Annotated in this window: 18 protein-coding genes; 1 reads left to right on the forward strand and 17 read right to left on the reverse strand. The window is 54.6% G+C overall.

What is annotated here, in order from left to right:
• Positions 1 to 343: 343 nt before the first annotated feature.
• The 17 genes from hypE to OUY18_RS10345 all read right to left on the reverse strand — a co-directional run bounded on the left by hypE (position 344) and on the right by OUY18_RS10345 (position 18,801).
• Positions 344 to 1,330: a hydrogenase expression/formation protein HypE gene (gene hypE, locus OUY18_RS10265; RefSeq protein ID WP_268058693.1), complete on the reverse strand. Its 987-nt coding sequence runs from the start codon at positions 1,328 to 1,330 to the stop codon at positions 344 to 346.
• Positions 1,330 to 2,367 (reverse strand): hydrogenase formation protein HypD, encoded by a 1,038-nt coding sequence (gene hypD, locus OUY18_RS10270; protein ID WP_268058694.1) that lies wholly within the window; start codon positions 2,365 to 2,367, stop codon positions 1,330 to 1,332. Before hypD ends, hypE begins: the two co-directional genes overlap by 1 nt.
• On the reverse strand, positions 2,364 to 2,588 hold the full coding sequence (locus OUY18_RS10275) for a HypC/HybG/HupF family hydrogenase formation chaperone (protein WP_268058695.1): 225 nt from the start codon (positions 2,586 to 2,588) through the stop codon (positions 2,364 to 2,366). Before OUY18_RS10275 ends, hypD begins: the two co-directional genes overlap by 4 nt.
• Before the next feature lie 58 nt (positions 2,589 to 2,646).
• Entirely contained in the window at positions 2,647 to 4,911 is a 2,265-nt protein-coding gene (hypF, locus tag OUY18_RS10280; RefSeq protein WP_268058696.1) for a carbamoyltransferase HypF, read from the reverse strand.
• Positions 4,908 to 5,153 carry a hypothetical protein gene (locus OUY18_RS10285; protein ID WP_268058697.1) on the reverse strand — a complete coding sequence of 82 codons (246 nt, stop codon included), beginning with the start codon at positions 5,151 to 5,153 and terminating at the stop codon, positions 4,908 to 4,910. The genes hypF and OUY18_RS10285 overlap by 4 nt, the downstream gene beginning before the upstream one ends.
• A gap of 38 nt (positions 5,154 to 5,191) precedes the next feature.
• The gene (locus tag OUY18_RS10290; protein WP_268058699.1) at positions 5,192 to 5,554 is read right to left on the reverse strand and encodes a 4Fe-4S binding protein; all 363 of its coding nucleotides are present in this window, start codon (positions 5,552 to 5,554) and stop codon (positions 5,192 to 5,194) included.
• A gap of 7 nt (positions 5,555 to 5,561) precedes the next feature.
• A complete protein-coding gene (locus tag OUY18_RS10295) occupies positions 5,562 to 6,641 on the reverse strand; it encodes a nickel-dependent hydrogenase large subunit (RefSeq protein WP_268058700.1) in 1,080 nt (359 codons plus the stop codon).
• Between the two features lie 18 nt (positions 6,642 to 6,659).
• A complete protein-coding gene (locus tag OUY18_RS10300) occupies positions 6,660 to 6,995 on the reverse strand; it encodes an NADH-quinone oxidoreductase subunit C (RefSeq protein WP_268058701.1) in 336 nt (111 codons plus the stop codon).
• 2 nt (positions 6,996 to 6,997) lie between these two features.
• Complete coding sequence (locus tag OUY18_RS10305) at positions 6,998 to 7,450, reverse strand: NADH-quinone oxidoreductase subunit B family protein (protein WP_268058702.1); 453 nt, start codon at positions 7,448 to 7,450, stop codon at positions 6,998 to 7,000.
• A 16-nt stretch (positions 7,451 to 7,466) separates the two neighbouring features.
• Positions 7,467 to 8,327, reverse strand: coding sequence for a respiratory chain complex I subunit 1 family protein (locus OUY18_RS10310; protein ID WP_268058703.1), 861 nt, complete (start codon positions 8,325 to 8,327; stop codon positions 7,467 to 7,469).
• Between the two features lies 1 nt (position 8,328).
• Entirely contained in the window at positions 8,329 to 10,239 is a 1,911-nt protein-coding gene (locus OUY18_RS10315; RefSeq protein WP_268058704.1) for an NADH-quinone oxidoreductase subunit L, read from the reverse strand.
• A gap of 375 nt (positions 10,240 to 10,614) precedes the next feature.
• Positions 10,615 to 13,164 carry a transglutaminase domain-containing protein gene (locus OUY18_RS10320; protein WP_268058705.1) on the reverse strand — a complete coding sequence of 850 codons (2,550 nt, stop codon included), beginning with the start codon at positions 13,162 to 13,164 and terminating at the stop codon, positions 10,615 to 10,617.
• Between the two features lie 50 nt (positions 13,165 to 13,214).
• Entirely contained in the window at positions 13,215 to 14,195 is a 981-nt protein-coding gene (locus OUY18_RS10325) for an ABC transporter ATP-binding protein (protein ID WP_268058706.1), read from the reverse strand.
• The gene (locus OUY18_RS10330) at positions 14,188 to 15,195 is read right to left on the reverse strand and encodes an ABC transporter ATP-binding protein (protein WP_268058707.1); all 1,008 of its coding nucleotides are present in this window, start codon (positions 15,193 to 15,195) and stop codon (positions 14,188 to 14,190) included. The genes OUY18_RS10325 and OUY18_RS10330 overlap by 8 nt, the downstream gene beginning before the upstream one ends.
• Before the next feature lie 11 nt (positions 15,196 to 15,206).
• Positions 15,207 to 16,130, reverse strand: a complete 924-nt coding sequence (locus OUY18_RS10335; protein ID WP_268058708.1) for an ABC transporter permease — start codon at positions 16,128 to 16,130, stop codon at positions 15,207 to 15,209.
• 3 nt (positions 16,131 to 16,133) lie between these two features.
• A complete protein-coding gene (locus OUY18_RS10340; RefSeq protein ID WP_268058709.1) occupies positions 16,134 to 17,075 on the reverse strand; it encodes an ABC transporter permease in 942 nt (313 codons plus the stop codon).
• A gap of 79 nt (positions 17,076 to 17,154) precedes the next feature.
• Entirely contained in the window at positions 17,155 to 18,801 is a 1,647-nt protein-coding gene (locus OUY18_RS10345) for a peptide ABC transporter substrate-binding protein (protein WP_268058710.1), read from the reverse strand.
• 260 nt (positions 18,802 to 19,061) lie between these two features.
• Between OUY18_RS10345 and OUY18_RS10350 the strand changes: the two genes are divergently transcribed.
• Positions 19,062 to 20,414, forward strand: coding sequence for an ROK family transcriptional regulator (locus OUY18_RS10350; RefSeq protein WP_268058711.1), 1,353 nt, complete (start codon positions 19,062 to 19,064; stop codon positions 20,412 to 20,414).
• Positions 20,415 to 20,439 lie beyond the last annotated feature (25 nt).

Here is a 20,439-nt window from a genome sequence, read left to right on the forward strand (position 1 = left end):
GTAGGGGCCCGCCCGGCCTGAGGGCAGACTAAATCATTACTGTAATTCAGTATGGAGCGCAAAGGGATAGATTCGACTTATCCGAAAACATCAGGCAAAGTGCAGTTCCAACCTTTCGGGGAACCCCCTGCGAGGGTTCCCCACGCAGAAACAGTCCACTGGACTATTTCTGCTCCCTTCCTGCGCTGTTTAAAGGCTGGGGAACGATGGGGCGCTGCCCCAAACCCTGCAAGCTTTTGAAAAAGCTTGAGCAAAACTTTCAAGTTGTTAAAGCTCAACCCTTCCGTTGGAGGAGCACCGCCTGCGGCGCGGGGGAAACGGCTAAACGGTGCTGTGCGCCTGCCTAGCAGATTCGCGGAAGCCCCTCGCCGTACAGCGCGGTAACAATTCGGGTTCCGCCGATGGGCGTGCGGAGCAGTACTTCGCCGTGCCCCTGCGACAGAACGGAACCGATGATCGCCGCATTCTCGCCGTACTTACTGTTTTTCAGGCAAGCGAGCGCCTTCTCCGCGTCTTCGGGTGCGACGACGACCGTCATCTTTCCCTCGTTGCCCATATAAAGCGGGTCAAGCCCCAGAATATCGCAGAAGCCGCGCACCTGCGCCGAAACCGGAAGCTTCTCCTCGATCAGCTCAATCCGGCAGTTCGAAGCGGAGGCGAATTCATTCAGCACGGTTCCCAGCCCGCCCCGGGTTACGTCGCGCATGGTGCGGACTTTCACGCCCGCTTCCAGCAGGGCGTTTACCATTTCGCCAAGCGGCGCGCAGTCGCTTAGAATCGTATTCTTAATCTGCATCCGCTCGCTTAAAATCGCGGCGTGGTGGTCGCCCAGATTTCCGGAAATCAGCACGGCGTCGCCTTTTTTACAATAGGACGAACTAAGATCGGTCCCCGCCGGAACAAAGCCTACGCCCGCCGTATTAATATAAATCCCTCCCTGGCCTTCCACAACCTTGGTGTCGCCCGCGACGATACTGACCCCGGCTTCCTTTGCGGTTTCCGCCATGGAGGCCGCAATTTTTTGCAGTTGATCGGTATCCGCGCCCTCCTCCAGAATAAAACCGCAGGTAAGGTAGCGCGGCTTCGCCCCGGACATCAGAAGGTCGTTAACCGTGCCGCAGATGCACAGCCGCCCGATATCCCCGCCGGGGAAGAACAGGGGCGTTACAACAAAGCTGTCGGTTGTAACGGCAATGCGTTCCGCTCCGGGCACGACGGCCGAATCTTCCATTCTGGCAAGAACGGGATTATGAAAATTTTTCTCAAAGACAGCGGCAATCAGCTCCGAGGTCGATTTTCCGCCGCTGCCGTGCGCCATGGTAATCTTCATTACACTTTCCTCGTATTTACATAATAGTTATAACAGCTTCCCTCCATGGAAACCATGCAGGCGCCCTGCGGGGACTGCGGGTTACAGCAGGAACCGAAGAGCGGGCATTCCAGCGGGGAAATCGCGCCGGTGAGCACCTCGGCGCACCGGCAGTTCGCGTTCGCGCCGCAGTCTTCGTTCAAACCCGCGCTGCCCGCGTCGTAACGGGCGTATTCCCCGCGCAGAATAATGCCGGAGGCGGGGATGGTGCCCATTCCGCGCCACGCGGCGTCGCAGGGCTCAAAGTATTTCTCCACCATGCGCTGCGCAGACACATTTCCTTCCTCCGTAACCGCCGAAGGATACAGGTTCATGACTTCGCCTTTGCCGCGCTTTTTCACCAGCGCGTAAATCGCCGCCAGAATCTGCTCGCCCTCGAAACCCGCAACCGCGAACGGGATGCCGTATTTTTCGGCAAGCGGCGCAAACGCGCGGCTGCCGGTAATCACGCTGACATGGCCGGGCGCTAAAAAGCCGTCCACGCCGCCCTGATTTTCGCAGATCCAGTCGATGACCGGCGGCATGGTTTTCAGCGAAGTCAGAATTTTCAGATTTTTTACGCCGCTTGCCTCCGCTTCCTCCAAAAGCATGGTGTAAACCGGAGCGGTGGTTTCAAACCCGACCGCCGCGAAAATATAGGTATGCTTCGGGTCGGCGACAGCCATTTTCAGGGCGTCCTGCGGGGAATAAACCATGCGGACACGGCCGCCCTCCGCTTTCGCGTCGTTCAGATTTTTATGGCTGCCCTTTACGCGCAGCATATCGCCGAAGGAAACGACCACGTTTTCCGGTTCCATGCAAAGCTTTACCAAACGGTCGATATACGCTGTAACCGTTACGCAGACGGGGCATCCCGGCCCGGAAATCATATGGATGGAAGGGGACAGCATACTGACGATTCCGCAGCGGGAAATCTGCGCGGTATGCGTTCCGCAGACCTCCATCAGCCGAACCGGCGGGCCGTCGTAATTTTTTAAATAAGAGTGGATATCCGTCATAGCTCTTCTATTTCCTTTAACAGTTCTTCAATGGAATTGCTTTCTTCCTCGGAAAGAACCTGCAAAATACAGCCCGCATGAACCAGAACGCGGTCGCCCGGTTTGATTTTCACCAGACCGGCCTCCGCTTCCACCGTATTTCCGTTAAAATCCACCGTTGCGGTTCTCCCGTTGGTTTTCAGCACTTTGCCCGGCAGCGCAACACACATAATGATCACCATTCCCCGCGGATTGCGAAAAGCTTCCGTCCTTCATCCGCAAAAAGGACGGGACTATCATTTATTCAGAACCTTCCTGCTGCGTTACCGCGGCAAGCCACGCCTGCCCCAGGCATACGCCCCCGTCGTTGCTCGGGACGGCGTTGTTCAGGAACACGCAAAAACCGTTCTCTATTAGTTTATGATAACATTGGTGCAATAGAATGAGATTTGCAAACACGCCGCCGCTCAGCGCAACGCGCTTTTCGCCGCTCTTTGCGCGGATTTTCCGGCAGACGGCCAGCACCGCATCGGACAGCGCCTCGTGAAATCCCAGCGCAATCCGGTCTTTATCCCCGTCCGCGCGCACCGTTTCAAGAAGCTGGCTGATCAGGCTCACCTGATCGACCACCATTTCTCCGTTTTCTTTTTCCAGAATCGGGAATTCCAAAAATAGAGGTGCTTTTCCGGCATCTTTCGCCGCGGCCGCCGCGTTTTCCAGCGCGATGGCGCATTCGCCCTCGTAGCTGTTTTCCTCCCGGATGCCGAGCAGCGCGCTTACCGCGTCGAACAGCCTGCCCATGCTGGAGCTGTCCTGTGTATTAATCCGATGCTTGATCGCCGCCTGCACCATTTCGAAGCGGGGGCTGCCCAGCGCTTCGCCCGCCGCGCAGCGGTAGCAGTCCGCGGCAAGCACGGCGTTTTTCGCCACCGCGTCGCCGCCGCAAAGCGGAACGCTCCGCAGGTGCGCCCGGCGCTCGAAGTCCGCGCCGCTGCAAAGCAGGAATTCGCCGCCCCAGACCGTGCCGTCCGTGCCGTAACCGGTGCCGTCGAACACAACGCCGATACAGCCGTCCAGATGATGCTCCGCCATAACGGAGGCTGCGTGCGCGTGGTGGTGCTGGAATTTCAGCGGCCCCGCCGCGGTAATCCGTAAGGCAAGGTCTTCGCCGAAGGCTGTCGTATGGTAGCCGGGATGCATATCACAGGCCACCGAAAGCGGCTCGATCCGCAAAAGGCGCTCCATATGTTTCAGGCCGTTGCGGTAATTCCGGCTGACCTGATAATTTTCCATATCCCCGAAGTACTGGCTTACATAGGCGCGGTCGCCCTTTAAAAGGCAGAAGCTGCTTTTCAGATCGCCGCCCATGGCGAGAACCGGTTTTCCCGCGCGCCGGGCGAAAAGAAGCGGAAGGGGGACATAGCCCCTGCTGCGGCGGATGACCTGCGGAGTTCCTTCAAAAACCCGCGCAACGGAATCATCCAGCGGCGACAGAATCCGGCGCGTATGGTAAAGCACGCCGGAAAGGAACGGGGAATCCACTTTCAGCAGTTCTTCGTCCCGGTAAAGAATCGGCTCCGAGGTAAAATTGCCGCTTGTAACAACCAGCGGGCCGAGGGTATCCGTTAAAAGCTGATGAAGGCCGGTACAGGGCAGAAACGCGCCGAGGAACCGGCTTTCCCCGCTGACCTGCGGGCAGAACAGCTTTTCCGTTATCCGCAGCAAAACAATCGGCCTTGCAACCGACTTTAACAGCGTTTCCTCTTCATCGCTTACGCTACAGTGCGCGCGGATGGCTTCAACCGACGGGAACATGACGGCAAAGGGCTTTTTCTCCCTGCCCTTCAAAAGCCGCAGCCGTTCCACCGCGTCCTCCTTGTCGGGGGTACAGACGAACTGATATCCGCCGACGCCCTTTACGGCGAGGACTCCGCCGTTCCGAATGAGGTCGGCCGCTTTTGCAAAGGCTTCCTCCTTCTCCCAAACCATGCCCTGGTCCCGTAAAATAAGCTGCGGGCCGCAGTCATGGCAGGAAATCGTCTGTGCATGGCATCTGCGGCCCGCTTGGTATTCCTTTTCACAGGAGGGGCACATGGCAAAGTCCTGCATCGTCGTTGTACCGCGGTCATAGGGAAGCGTATTCATAATACTGTATCGCGGCCCGCAGGAGGCGCAGCTGATAAACGGATAGCGGTAACGCCTGTCTTTTGGGTTCTGTAATTCTTTTTTGCAGCTTTCACACATGGGAAGGTCCGGCGGGATCACCGGCGCTTCCCCCGTATGGCCCTTGCATTTTCCGCTTAAATCGATGCGGAATTCGTCAAACGGTTCTTCCGGCTGCGGCTTTACGGTTACGCGCTCTACCTGCGCACCTTCCGGCCGCTTTTCGTGCAGACGGCGGACAAAGCCTTCCACCGTTTCCGGATCGCCCGAGGCGGTAATCTGCACAATTCCACCGCAGTTGCGCACCCAGCCCTTTACGCCGAGCTCCTTTGCCTGCGCGGCAACAAACGGACGGTAACCCACACCCTGCACAATGCCGAAAACGGTTATGAAAACCGTCATGCGGCCAAAATGCCTTCCGTTTTTATTTCACGGCCTGTTTGGCCCGGCCCGCCCACGGTGTGGAGTTTGGGGGAGCCGAAGCGAAACGGCGTACACGCAAAACAGAGCGGAATGTTTTCTCCGGAAGTTCCGGAATCTTCGCCGGCAAGAACGTTGATTTCGGTAACCCTGTTTTTTCCGGTTCCGGCCGCGTTGCCAAAGGCCGGCTTTAAGAAGTCGGCTGCCTTATGATAATCATGCATGAGTCTAACTCCTTACCTGTGAGATGTGGCAGCTGGAATTACGACGCGCTCTGGTCATCCTTCGGTGCCTGTGTAAAAGTTTCCGTTGATTTTTCGCCGGCCGGCTGGGTATAGTCGGGGCGCATGCTGATACACTTTTTGGGGCAGCTTGCCACGCAGTAGCCGCACTGGATGCAGCTGAACCGCTTAATGGACCAGGTTTTTGCCGCACGGTCCACGATAATGGCCCCGGTGGGGCATTTTTTCGAGCAGAGCCCGCAGAAAACGCAGACATCCATATCGTTTTCCACATGGCCCCTGGTGCGCTCGGGGTAAACCCGCGGCTCCTGGGGATACAGCCGGGTGGCCGGCTTGGAAAACAGGTTGTGCAGCTCCGTTTTTGCAAATGTGAGTAATTTCATAATTTCATCACCTTTCGGTACAGCTGATGCACGGATCGATCGTGAGAATCAGGATCGGAACGTCGGCAAGCTGGGAGCCTTTCAAGGTTTCGAGCATCCCCGGCAGGTTGGCGAACGTTGGGGTGCGCACGCGGACACGGTCGAGAAATTTCGTTCCGTTGCCCTTTACATAATAAACCGCCTCGCCGCGCGGCTGCTCCACGCGCATGAAATATTCGCCGTCCGGGAAGCCCTTTACGGGAACCGCGATTTCGCCGGACGGGATTTTTTCAACCGCCTGGCGGATAATGTCGATGGACTGGAACAGTTCCTTGATACGGACTTCGGTACGGGCATAGCTGTCGCCCGCGTTGCTGGTAATCGTTTCAAAATCGATATCGGAATAAGCGGCGTAGCCCATGTTGCGGGTGTCGCGGTCGATGCCGCTGGCGCGCATGAACGGGCCGACCGTGCCAAGGTCGTGCGCCTGCTGTTTTGTCAAGAAGCCGACGCCCTGCAGACGGGAGTTCACCGCTTTGTTATCCAGGAAGGTTTTGGAAAGCTCCCGAAGCTCTTTTTCTATCTCGTTTAGAATCTTCAGGAACCCTTTCAGCATATCGCCGTCCATGTCTTTCATCTCGCCGCCGATTTTATTCACGGAGAAAATCACGCGGCCGCCCGTGGAAGCTTCAAACATATCCAGTATTTTTTCGCGCATCCGCCAGGATTGCATGAACAGGCTTTCAAAGCCGAACGCGTCCGCCAGAAGGCCGAGCCACATCAGGTGGCTGTGCAGGCGGGACATTTCGCACCAGATGGTGCGAAGGTATTTCGCACGGGGCGGGATTTCCACGCCCATAACATGCTCCACCGCTTCGCAGTAGCCCATTCCGTGCATAAAGCTGCAGATTCCGCAGATACGTTCTGCAACATATACATATTCGTTAAAATCTTTCTTTTCAACCAGTTTTTCAAGACCTCTGTGAATAAAGCCGATGGACGGCACCGCCTCCACCACTTTTTCGTCTTCCAGTACCAAGTCCAGATGAATCGGCTCCGGCAGAACCGGATGATGCGGTCCGAACGGTACGATGCTGCGTTTAGACATCTGGTATCCCTCCTTACGTTATTTAAAAGGCGTTTTCTTATCGGTACGGTAAAGGGTACCCTGATAATCAACGGAAATCATTTTGATCTGTACGCCGAAAAGATCGTGTATCTCGTTTTCATACAAGAAGGCTGTCGGGTAAATATTGGTGATACTCGGAATTTCTTCGTCGTCACCGATGGTAAAGCGCAGGTTGTACAAATCATAGTCTTTTCCGAAGGAATAGGATAATTCGTAGCCTTCCTCCAGTCTCACGGAGCAAATCTGCACCAGACGGCATTCGCTGTTTTTCATTTTCAGGACTTCCTCCAAAAGGGAGTCGGGGGAAATGGGGATAATAATATTTTCCGGCATGCTTAATCCTCCTTATGTGAAACAGACGCGTTTGCTTTCATTTCCGCGCGTTTTTTGTCCAGAAGGCCGACCGCCTTGACCACGCCGTCGATAATGGATTCCGGCTTCGCGGCGCAGCCCGGCACATAGATATCCACGGGGATGACCTTGTCGACGCCGCCGAGGATATTGTAGCAGTCCTTAAAGATACCGCCGTCGCACGCGCAGATTCCCACGGCGACAACGACCTTCGGGTCCGGCATCTGGGAATAAAGCTGTTTCACGACTTCTCTGTTCTGGCTGTTGATGCCGCCGGTAATCAGAAAGATATCGGCGTGCTTCGGGTTTCCGGTGTTTATAACGCCGAAACGCTCCACGTCGTAAACCGGGGTTGTACAGGCGAGGACTTCTATGTCGCAGCCGTTGCAGCTCGAACCGTCATAATGCAAAAGCCACGGTGACTTTGAAATATTCATTTTTCACGCACCTCCCTTAATGTACAAGCGTCAGAATCAACAGATTGACTCCGCCCGCAATCAGCGTTACCAGCCAGGTAGATTTCAGCATACTGTTCCACTTTACGCGGGGGAACAGATTGTCTACAAAAGTTTCCAGAATATACGCGAAGAGGCAGACCACGGCGGCAATCAGAAAGCTCCACCACTGCATATTGACGATAAACAGGCCGACGATGCCGAGGAGCAGAACGTCCTCGTACCAGACGGCAAGCTCCACAAGCGCCAGAATATTGCCGGAAAGCTCCGTTGTAATTCCCTTTACCATTTCCTGATGCGCATGGTGGGAGGTACTGATATCAAACGGAGATTTGCGGAACTTAATGGTTAAGATATACAGAAACCCGAAAAACATACCGGGCAGATACGCAATGGGGGAAACGCTGCTTTTGGCGATATCATCGACCATAAAGCTTCCCGTCGCAATATAGAACCCGATGGCGGTAAGAAGGAGCATCGGCTCATAGGCCATCATCTGCAAAAGCTCTCTCTGCGAGCCCATGGCGCTGTACGGGGAGTTTGCGGAGCAGGCCGCCATCATAAGGAAAACCTCCGCCAGCGTCAGCGCGAAGCACACGAGCAGCAGGTCGCCGCCCACGAAAAACAGGCAGCCGGTGAACAGGATAAAGACGAAATAGCCGCCGACAAAGAAATCCTGAACGCCGTTTACCACGAGGGCCTGCTTTTCAAACAGCTTGAAAAGGTCGTAAAAAGGCTGGAGAAGCGGCGGGCCCTGACGGCCCTGAAACCGCGCGCTGATTTTCCGGTCGATCCCGGAGAGAAGGCCGCCGATCAGCGGCGCCAAGATCAGATACAGTGCAATTTTCAGAAACATCATATTAAATTGCACCTCCAATCACAATAATCATAAGAATCGTCATAATAGCGGAAGCCAAAACAAGCGACGGTTTTAAAAGCTTCTTTTCGCCGAAATAATCGTCCATATACCAGTTGGCAAGGTACATGGATTTTTCATGCCCGAAAGAGTCGACAAACGTGCGGTCATCGCCCTCATTGACACCGGCCATATAGGAGATGACCCTTTTATTCGCTTTGCCGAACGTAAGCAGGCGGACCGTAACCGGAAGGATGACGATCATACACAGCATCAGAAGCATAACGTTGAGATCGCTGCTGCTGATAATCGCCCCGATGGTGTCGTGGAACGTCTGGGACAGGAACGGTTCAACAAAGATATTGGAAAATACCGGGAACGAAATGCAGAGCGCGATAACGAGGAAAGTCAGCGTGTAAATGGAGCCTTTCTCGCTCTTGCGCACGGTATCCTTGAGCTGCGCGGAGCGATGGATAACGGCAACCAGTTTGCCGAGCCATTTGCCCCAGTAGAACAGCGTGCTCGCGCTTCCGAAGATCAGGAACAGAACGAGCCAGACGCTCTTGGAATCGACGAACGCCTTTAACGCGGCCCATTTGGAAATCAGCATTCCGAACGGGGCAAGGAACATGCCGCAGATACCGACGATCATAACGAACGCCAGCTTCGGAAGACGTACGATCAGGCCGTGCATGTCTTCAATATTGCGGCTGCCGGTGATGTTTTCCACCGCACCGACGGAAACGAACAGCAGGGATTTGGATACCGCGTGGAACACCAGCAGAAGGATTGCGGCCCAGACCGCCTGATGCAGTCCGACGCCCGCGCAGGCGGCAATCAGCCCCAGGTTGGAAATGGTGGAATAGGCAAGAACCTTTTTGCCGTCGCTCTGTGAAATGGCAAGCAGCGAAGCCGCAAAGAAGGTGAAGCCGCCGATGCTCGTCACCATGACCCCGGCAAGGTTGCCGTAGAGGGCGGGTGACAGGCGGATGAGAAGATAAACGCCGGCTTTTACCATGGTTGCCGAGTGCAGCAGAGCCGAAGTCGGCGTAGGCGCGACCATTGCGCCGAGAAGCCAGCGGGAAAACGGCATCTGCGCGCTTTTTGTCATTGCCGCAAAGGCCAGAAGGGTCACCGGAATGATCACCGCTTTGTTATTCGCGGCCGCGGCGACCAGATCCTGAAGATTCGCAATATGCAGCGCCATGGAGCTGTACAGAATCGCGCAGGCGAAGCCCAGGCCGCCCAGAAGGTTCATCCAGAGGGCGCGGAAGGAATTGTTGATCGCTTCCTCCGTTTGGGTGTAGCCGATGAGCAAAAACGAGCAGAAGGTTGTGACTTCCCAGAAGAAATAGATCCAGGTAAGGTTGCTGGAGAAGATCAGCCCGAACATCGCGCCCATGAAGACAAACAGCATGGAAAGGAAGAACGAGGACCGATCCTTATACTCCGTATGATGTTTATGGTAATCCTTGATATACCCGATCGCGTATACGCAGATCAGGCTGCCGACCACGCCGACGACAAGGCACATAATCAGGGTCAGGTAATCCACTACAATGTGGTCCCCGCCCTGTGCGCCGCGGCCGGCAAATTCCATCCACACAACAGGAAGCGTTCCTGCGGCGGACAGCAGAAGGATATAATACCTTTTATACCGGATGCCGTAGTAAAACACCAGACCCATCAAACCGAGCTCCGCGATCAGAAAAATCCGGTCGAGCATCTGTGTTTCCATAAGATAGGATTGCGTTTTTCCGCCTTGCAGCACATTGATGCAGAGCAGCAAAACCGTTGCAACAATCACGATGCTGCTGCAAAAAATGAGCCCGTCCCGCAGCTTGCCCGGCTTTGCGCAGGCAATCAGCAAAGCAGCGAGAAAAGGAAAGACCATTAGGGTTGCTATCATTTCCATAATTACCACCGTTTCTCCCTTGAACTTATTCCCCCGCATTTTCATGCGGAATGCACAGAGCATAATATAGGAAAAGGAAGGATTCTCCAAAAAATTCAAGTATTTGTCCTACATTGTGCTCCAAAAAAATATATTAATGTTGCTTTTAACAACAGACACAGATAATATAATAGTCACATTTGTGCAAAAGTGCAAGGTTAATATTCACCCTTTTTCGTTCTTTTTGTTAATGGATTTTATATAAAATCATCAAAAACATTGGGATACTTTGTCAATAATGACTGACCGGAATATAGATACTACAAAATTCAGGCTGAAAAAAACGCATAACCACGAACGGTTATGCGTTTTTGTGACCAGCTTGCCGCAGAACCGTCAGGCCTGTTTGTTCGCGGCCTCGATTATCTTGAGAAGCAAATCGGCAATTCCCACATTATAGCCGCTGGAGGCATACACGCCGCGCCCGCTGCGCGCAACAATAGCAAGGGGCAGCTTGTCGGGGTCGACGAACATCCTGCGGGCCATGGGGACCGCGGTTTCCGAAAAGTCGGCGCGGCGCACCAAAGCGGCGGGAATGGCCTCCTTCGCCTTTATGAAGGTTGCGTTCTTCCACGCGGCGCCGTCGCGGATAAGGAACAGAATCCGGCAGTCGGCGGCGCCCAGCGCGTCCTTTGCTTCCATAAACTCATTCAAAATATGCTCGGTGGGTTCCCGGCCTTCTTCCAGCCAGACAACCAGCGCGGTTCCCCCGCCGATTACGGAATCCGCCGGAACGGCCTCGTTCCGATCATTATCAATCCGGAATGCTGGAAGCGGGATATCCTGAATCAGGTCGCTGATCTCCGTTTTGCACAGTTCAATCGAAAGTTCCTTTTCGTCCCCCGCGCTTAACCGGAAGCAGTATTTCTTCGCGAACTGGTTTCCGTTCGGCGTGCGGCTGGAAGTCAGCAGGCGGTACGCGCCCGGCTTCAGGCTCAGCGCAAGCTTTCCGTCTGCCCACGCGGCGTCGGTAAGGTCCAGCGTCCGGTACTCGCCATGATTCAGCACAGCCAGCGTCCAGTTGTGCAGATACGCCCATTTTTCCCCGCCGCCCAGCAGGGTAACCTTTGCCTCTTCCCCGTTTTTCGCTTTTTCCTGCGCGTCGCGGAACGCTCCGTCACGGTAATACTGGGGAACCATGTCCACCGGATTCAAACGCGCGGGGATGCCCAGCGTGCGGCAGATCGCGGTAAACAGCACCCTGCGGTCGAGTTCCCCGCCCTGGCCGGTGCGCACAACGCACACGGGCGTGGCGGTCAGGCGCTCGCTCTGCCTGTCCGGACTGACCTGATATTTTCCGACATACGCCCAAATGTTTTTGGGGTCGGCACGGAAGGATTCCGCCGTGGGTTCGTCAAACAGGCCCGAAAGGAAGGTCCGGTATTCGGAAAGCTGTTCCAGATACACGCGCGGGCACAGAATATAAGGTACAAAAAGATTGTCCGGGAAATTTTTACGATAGGGAAGCGCTTCGCGGAAATGTTCCGCAAGAACCGCGGCGCGAACGTCGCGAAGATCCTTTTTCATTAAAGAGTGAAGCATTTTTATCGGAAGCTCCCGGTTTTTCTCCCCGAAGTCCATGGACAGGAAATCGTAAACCTCCGGGAAATTGCCCTCGGCCGATTTCAGAAGCGCCCGCACTTCTTCCGGATGCGCGAAACGGGTGGCAAGCGTTTCCGCCTTATCTTTCTGATAGAATCCGGCGGCGTACTCCTTGCGCTTCCGGTCGGCTTCGCCGATGATCTTCCGCCTTGCTTCCTTCTGCTCCTCCGTCAGCGCGATAAAATTGCGGGAGCTGTCCTTCGGCGCGCGGAAAACAAAATCTTCCTGCGCGTCCGGCTCTGCGGAAACCGCGCGGGTAAAGTCGATTTCGATCGAATCGGTTTCTTCCGTGTCGACAAAAACTTCGGCAAAACGCCCGTCCTTCACCGCGTGAATATGAATGCTGCCGAAGCCGAGCGTTACGGCCGCGCGGCCCGCTTCATCCGTTTTTACGGAAGCGATGGGCGAAAACTCCGAACCGTTTAAAAGTTCAAAGTGAACCGTAACATCGGCGAGCGGCTCCGGATTTTTCACCGTAACCGTAAAGCGGCGCTTTTCCGCGTAGCGTTTGAGTTCATTTAAATAGAGGGTGCAGCCGTCGCGGGTGACCTCCTCTTCGTCCTTTGACGGCAGGAACGCCTTGCAGGTCATCAGCATGGAGCGCGCCGCGGCTTCGGTGAACCATCCGCGGTTTAAAACCGGCTCCGGCTCACACGCGCCGAGGAAATACCAGTCCCCGTCGCACCAGACTTCTACCCAGGCATGGTTGTCATCGCAGTGCGCCCAGCGGGGCGCGTAAATCTGGCGCGCCGGAATCCCGACGCTGCGCAGGGCGGTTACCGCGAAGGTGGATTCCTCGCCGCAGCGCCCGTAAGAGGATTTCATAACGGTAAGCGGCGAAACGGTACGGTCGTCCGTCGCCTGATAGGTGACGTGCTCGGCGCACCAGATATTGACCTCCAGCGCGGCCTCCTTCATGCTTTTTCCGCGAACCCGTTCGGAGAGTTCTTTTCGGAAAAGCGGGCGGCAGTCCGCAATCGCTTCATTATTAATACGGTAGGAAAGCACATAATTCAGGAAAATATCTTCCGGAATCCGGCTTTCCCAAAAAGGATTTTCCCAAGCGGAAAGGCCGAACCGCGCAAATTTTTGATAAAGGGAAAAATCATAGTCGCCGATATCGCTTGCGGGCATGGTGCTGTAGAAAAATTCCAGAACGGTGCGTTCGTCTTCGCCGCAATCCCGCATCCGCTCGCAAATTCCCTCGCCGCCATGCCCCAGGGTGGCCCGGGTTTCCATAAACTTCCGGTGAACCGTATCCCGAAGCGCCTGTGAAAAACTCATATCCATATCCTCCTTGCACACCATATATCTTAACATATCCTAATATTCTGTTAAGCCTGCGGGGATTTCATCAAGTGACAGGCAACAAAATGGCCCGGCTTCACCTCGACCATCTTCGGCGCCTCTTTCCGGCACTGCTCCGTCGCCTTCGGGCAGCGGGAGCAGAAGTGGCAGCATTCCGGCAGATTGATCGGGCTGGGGATGGAGCCCTGCAGCGGCACACGGCTGCGGGACTGCTCCAGATCCGGGTCCGGAAGCGGAATTGCGGAAAGCAGGGCCTGCGTGTAGGGGTGGAGCGGATTGTCAAACAGTTCCCTGCTTTCCGCCAGCTCGGCCATGCTGCCGAGGTACATAACCCCCACGCGGTCGCTGATATACTTTACCATGGAAAGGTCGTGCGCGATGAACAGGTACGTCAGCTTCCGTTCTTCCTGCAATTTTTTCAGCAGGTTGATAACCTGCGCCTGAATAGAAACATCCAGCGCGGAAATCGGTTCGTCCGCGATCACGAAATCGGGATTCACCGCGAGCGCGCGGGCGATGCCGATACGCTGGCGCTGCCCGCCCGAAAATTCATGCGGGAAACGGTTGGCGTGTTCCTCCTGCAAACCGACGACCTCCAGAAGGTCAACCACCATCTGGGCGCGCTCCTGCGCGGATTTGGCAAGGTGATGCGCGTCGATTCCCTCCGCGATGATATCCATGACCTTCATGCGAGGATTCAGGGAAGCGTACGGGTCCTGAAAGATCATCTGCATCCGGCGGGAAAGCTCGTGGCTCTGCGCGGCGCTCATTTTGCCGTGTACGTCGGCGCCGTCGAACCGAACGCTGCCGCCGGTGGCGCCGTAAAGCCGGATGATCGTGCGGCCCAGCGTCGATTTTCCGCAGCCGGATTCCCCGACCAGACCGAAGGTTTCCCCGCGGTAAATGGAAAAGCTGACGTCGTCCACCGCTTTCAGCGTCTGATTTTTTCCTACGTTAAAATACCGTTTCAGGTTCTTCACCTGTAAAATCACTTTTTCCTCAGGCATTGTCCGCACCGTCCTTTCCCTGCTCCTTCGCGCGCTCGTCCAAAAGCCAGCAGGCGGCTTTATGCGTTTCGGAAAGACAGGTGTATTCCGGCATATATGCCTCGCACACCTTCATCGTGTGCGGGCAGCGGGCGGCGAAAGGACAGCCCTTCGGCGGGTCCATCAGGTCGGGCGGCGTGCCCGGGATGGAAAAGAGCTGCTGGTTATGCTCGTGCAGCTTCGGGATGGAAGCCAAAAGGCCCTTCGTATACGGGTGGGCGGTCTGATAAAACACATCGCGCAGGTTTCCGGTTTCCACCAGCTTGCCGCCGTACATAACGGCCACGCGGTCCGCAATATTGGCAACCACGCCGAGGTTATGCGTAATCAATATAATGGATGTATCGATTTTCCCCTGCAATTCCTTCATTAAATCCAGAATCTGCGCCTGAATGGTAACGTCGAGCGCGGTAGTCGGCTCGTCCGCAATCAGGATTTTCGGGTTGCAGGCAAGCGCGATCGCAATGATTACGCGCTGACGCATTCCGCCGGAAAGCTGGTGGGGGTACTGCCCGAACCGGGTTTCCGGATTCGAAAGCCCAACCAGCCGAATCTGCTCGATCGCCTTTTCCTTCAGCGTTTCTTTGGAAAATTCGGGGTGATGTTCGTGAAGGACCTCCATAATCTGCTTGCCGACGGTCATGGTCGGATTCAGCGAAGTCATCGGGTCCTGAAAGATCATGGAAATATCCTCGCCGCGGATTTTCTGCATTTCGCGCTCCGGCAGCTTGGAAAGCTCTTTCCCTTCCATGAAAACCGTGCCTTCCGCGATTTTGCCGTTGTTGGGCAAAAGTCCCATAATTCCCTTTACGGTAATGGATTTTCCCGAACCGGATTCGCCCACAATGGCGAGGGTTTCGCCTTTCTGGAGCGAGAAGCTTACGCCGCGCACAGCCTTTACAATCCCGAGCTGCGTCTTGATATGTACATTCAGATTTTCTACTTCCAATAAACTGCTCATTGCGGCCCTCCTCACTGTCTCATTCTGGGGTCGAGCGCGTCGCGGAGCCCGTCACCCAGGATACTGAAGCAAACCATGATTAAAATAATGACCAGAGCGGGGAAGATCAGCAGATACGGGAAATTCTGCAAAACGTGATACCCGTTGTTGATCAGAACGCCCAGCGAGGCATTCGGTTCGGCCAGACCGATTCCGATAAAGCTTAAAAACGCTTCGGTAAAAATCGCCGACGGAATGTCGAACATGGCGTTGATGACAATCACGCCGACCGTATTCGGAATGAGGTGTTTTAGGATAATTTCCCGGTTGCTGGTGCCCAGTACCCGGGCGGCCAGAACAAATTCCTGACTTTTCAGCTTCAGAATCTGCGCGCGCACCAGGCGCGCCATGTTGACCCAGCCGGTAATGGATAGCGCCAGAACAATCGTCCAGATTCCGGCGGGCATCACCATCATTAAAAGGATGACGATAATGAGCTGCGGAACGCCGACAAGGACTTCGATGATCCGCTGCATCACCGCGTCCACCTTGCCGCCGAACAGCGCCGACACTGCGCCGAACGTTACGCCGATAAACAAATCGATGAACGCGGCGGTAAACGCGATCAGAAGCGAAATCCGCGTGCCCTGCCAGATACGCGCCCACTGGTCGCGCCCGAACTGGTCTGTGCCGAAGGGATAGGCGGCGCTTGGGGATTTATAAATCTGCGAATAATCGGTATCGAAGAAGGTATGCTTTGCGAAAACCGGGCCGAACAGGGCAAGAAGAATCACGATGATGAGAATAAACAGGCTGCAAACAGCCGCTTTGTTCTTTTTCAGGCGCAGCCAGCCGTCCTGAAAAGCCGTCAGGTTGGGGCGGGCGATATGCTCCCTTGCTTCCTTGTCCACCTCCGCTTTGACAAACAGTTCCTGAGGGATTTCTGTTTTCGTCATTTGTTAATCCCCCTTTCCGTTGGATGCCAGGCGAATCCGCGGGTCAATGACCGAATAAAGGACGTCGACAACCAGCATCACAAAAATGTAGAACGAGCTGTAAAAGACGGTAATCCCCATAATCGTTGAATAGTCGTTTGTCTTGATGGAATCCACAAACAGGCTGCCGATGCCGGGAATACTGTAAATATTTTCGACCGCAAGGGAACCGGTGAGCAGGTTGACCACAATCGGGCCAAGGATGGTTACAACCGGAATGATCGAGTTGCGCACCGCGTGCCGCATCAGGACTTTAAACTGGTTCAGGCCCTTCGCCTTGGCGGTAACGATATAATCCTGTTCCAGCACATCCAGCATTTCCGTGCGCATAAAGCGCGCGATCATGGCGGTAACGCTGAACGAAAGCGCAACGGAGGGCAGAATGGAACATTTCCAGCTTTCCCAGAAAGCCACGGGGAGGATTCCCCATTTCAGGCCGATAAAATATTGCAGCAGCGCCGCGGCGACGAAGTTCGGAACCGACACGCCCAGAACGGCGATCACCATGGTGAAATAATCGATTCCGCTGTTATGCCGCCACGCGGCGATAATCCCCAGAATCAGGCCGATGGAGAGGCCGATCAGGATCGCCTGAAGACCGATCAGGGCCGAGGGGCCGATCCGCCCCAGAATAACGCCGGAAACCGGCTGCCCCGAGTAGAAAAACGAGGTTCCGAAATCCCCTTTCGCCACATTCAAGATATATTTTCCGTACTGCACGATTACCGGGTCATTCAGCCCGTATTTTTCCAGCATCTGCGTCTGCTGCTCCGGCGGAAGCAGGGAAAAGCGTTCCGAATCGAACGGCGTGCCGGGCAGTTTTTTCATCAGGAAAAAGGTTGTTGTTAAAATGATTAACAGGGTAATCAGCAAATACACAATGCGCTTGCATATGTACCTGAACATTCCGTATGCCCTCCCTCGATATGTTTATTAAAAAAGAGGAGGAAAACTCCCCCTCTTTCCTTCTACTTTCCCGTTTACCTTAGCTCAGGGAAGCATATTTGAATTCAATCGGCGCGCCGAACGGATGGGTGACTAAATTTTTTACATTTGATTTTGTCAGGTAGGCGGAACCCCTGTAGTAAAGCGGGGATACAACCGCGTCGTCGGCAACCAGCGTCTTTTCGGCCGTGAGCATGTCCTGCAGGCGCTTTTCGTCGTCGGTCTGCTTCTTTGCGTCGGCAATCAGGCCGTTATAGGTGCCGCTCTTGTAGCTGCCGCGGTACGGTGTGCCGTTTGTCCAAAGGTCCATATAGGTCATCGCGTCGTCGTAGTCCGCGCCCCATGCAGTAATCGCCATCTGGAACTTGTTGTCGTCCATCAACTGGTTTCTTGCCTTCTTGGTTTTGGAATCAATCTTCACATCGATGCCGAGATTCTTCTTGAATTCGCTCTGCAGATAGGTTGCAACGGTCTTTGTTACGGAGTCGTCTTCGGTCAGAAGGCTGATCGTCGGCGTGCCGCCGAGCTCTTTTACGCCCTTCTCCCAGTATTCCTTTGCTTTCGAAGCGTTGAAGGAATCGATTTCGCCGTTGATTTCACGGAAGGTCTGCTTGCCGTTGCCGTACATGTAATTCGGAATCAGGCCGGTCGCCGGTGCGGAGCCGTCGGCCAGAATCGCTTCCGCAAGCGTTTTGCGGTCTATCGCGTAGCCGAGCGCCATGCGGATATTCTTATTGGACAGCGTTTTGTCCGTTAAATTGTACTGCAGATAGGTGGTGCGGAATTCGTTGGTGGAGCTGAATTCCGGATTGGATTTCATTGCCGGAACGTCGGAGGAGGAAAGAATGACTCTGGAAAGCTCGCCGGCCTTGTACGCGTTGAGCGCCGTGGACTGTTCCTTAATAATGCGCACCTTGACGTTCGGAACCTTTACGTTCGCGGCATCCCAGTAGCTGTCGTTCTTCTTCAGCGTGCTTCCGCTCGCCGGATCGTAAGCCGTAAGGACATACGGACCGCAGTAAATCATGCTTCCCGCGTCCAGACCGTACTTGTCGCCTTTGGACTTTACAAATTCTTCATTCAGCGGGAAGAACATCGGAAGCGTGGTCAGACGGACGAAATACGGAGTCGGCTGCTTCAGCTTGACTTCCAGCGTCTTGTCGTCGACCGCTTTCACGCCGACGTCCTCCGCTTTCGCTTTGCCGGCCTGATATTCCGCGCCGTTTACGATGTAATCCGTCATGATAAAGCCATAGTTATTCGTGGCGTCCGCACTCATCTGCTTTAACCAGGAGAATGCGAAATCTTTCGCGGTAAGAGCGGTGCCATTGCTCCATTTCAGGCCGTCCCGCAGCGTGAACGTATAGGTGAGTTTGTCGTCGGAAATCTTGCAGTCCTTCGCCAGAGCCGGTTCCGGTTCATGGCTGGCGTTCAGACGGTAAAATCCTTCGGACACGTTGTTCATGATCGTAAAGGAGTTTGTGTCGGAAGCCGCCCACTGTACCATGGTACGGATTTCATTCGTGTCATAGACCGTAATGGTATCGTTGGATTTCGTTCCGGCGTCCGCAGTCTGTGCCGTTTTGGAAGCCGCCGTGCTGCCGGTTGAGCCCGTAAAGCCACAGCCGCTTGTCGAAAGGATTGTGGCTGCCGCAAGGACCAGTGCGAGCAGTTTGCTTTTTTTCATACCAAATCTCTTCTTTCTGCAAAAATTGATATCCGCTTTTTTCAACAGGAAAAACTTGCCGGGTTAGTTTGTTTTGTTTCCGAACTTACTTAGCCATTCCGATATTAGCACCATCTTTTTAAATTGTCAATGTATTTACCAAGAATTTTTTAATTCATTTTTATAATTTTGTACAGAATGAATTAAAATCAGAATATTGCTATTGTAAATAGAAATATTCCATGCTATGATTGTTACAAAATGCGACAGAATTCCTGACTTTGTTCGCGGATGGAAAAACCGAGGAATTCCGCGCGGGAATTGTGCCCCTTGGAGGAAACGCGGAAATACCGGCGGATACCGGGTATTCTGCTGCGGACGGACGCAATTTTAGCCTAAATGAACGGATCGTGATGAACATCATACACACAGTCGACCAAACCCATATCCGGTCGATCAATCAAAGGGTGATCCTTGAGCGGATTTACTGCGACGAACCGATTTCCCGGGCGGAACTGGCGCGCGAACTCTGCATCAGCAAATCCGCCATGACGGAAAACGTCTCGTCCCTGCTGGATATCGGGATTATACGGGAGGTAGGCGCGGGCGTCGCCATGTCGACAGGCGGACGAAAGCCTATCATGCTTAAATTTAATAAAAATTACCAATATATTATTGCGATCGAGCTGAATTTCGAGGATCCGATTTTCGTGCTGGGGAACCTGCGCGGCGAAACCCTCAATAAAATCACGGTGGCCATTTCGAATGATTCCGGCTACGAGGAAAGGCTGGAACTGGTGGTGAACGCGGCAAACCGTTTGCTTTCCACCGCGGAACTGAGTACAAAAGATCTTGCGATCATCGCGATTTCCTGCCCGGGCGTGTTCGACCCGGAAAGCCGCAACTACTACGCGGAATCCCATTTCGCCAACTGGAAGATGGGCGACCTTTCCCGGCAGCTCGAAGAACTTTTTGAAACGCAGGTTCTGGTTGTCAACGACGTAAACGCGGCGGCGGTGGGCGAATTCAACAGCGGCGCCGGAAGAGACGCCAAAAACCTTGTCTATATCAGCGGCGGCCAGGGGTTCGGCGCGGGCGTGATCATCAACGGGGAACTTTACCTCGGCAGCACAAACCGCGCGGGCGAAATTTCCAATTCCATTCCCGCGGGGCCTTTGGGGCTGGTAAACGGGAAATTCGGAAATCTGGGGTATTCGGTCAACATCCGCGCGCTGAAGGAATACATCTGCGCAAAAGCGCCGCAGAAGACAAAGGACGCTTTTGCCGCGCTGGGGAAAAATCCGGATTCGATTGGTTTCAAGGACATTTTGTGGGTATGGCGCGGCGGCGACAAATTCCTTCGGCAGAGAGTGGAGGAAATGTCCGTGATTATCGGCGCGGCCATCTCCAATATTATCAGCCTTTTAAACTGCGATCTGGTGATTTTGGGAGGAGATTACGTTGCGTTCCAGTCCCAGATGCTCCCGACGATCAACCGCGTTGTGCGGGAAAGCGCCTTCGCGCCGGTGAATGTGGTTTCCGCAAGCCTCGAGACAAACGCGGGAATCTGCGGGCTTTTCGCACTGTCGCGCGACATCATTTTCGATAAAGTCTGCAATTATGAACGCACATAGGGCGGGCGCACAGGGCGCACAGCGC

The sequence above is a fragment of the Caproiciproducens galactitolivorans genome (genome assembly GCF_026672255.1).
Classification (GTDB): Bacteria; Bacillota; Clostridia; order Oscillospirales; family Acutalibacteraceae; genus Caproiciproducens; species Caproiciproducens galactitolivorans_A.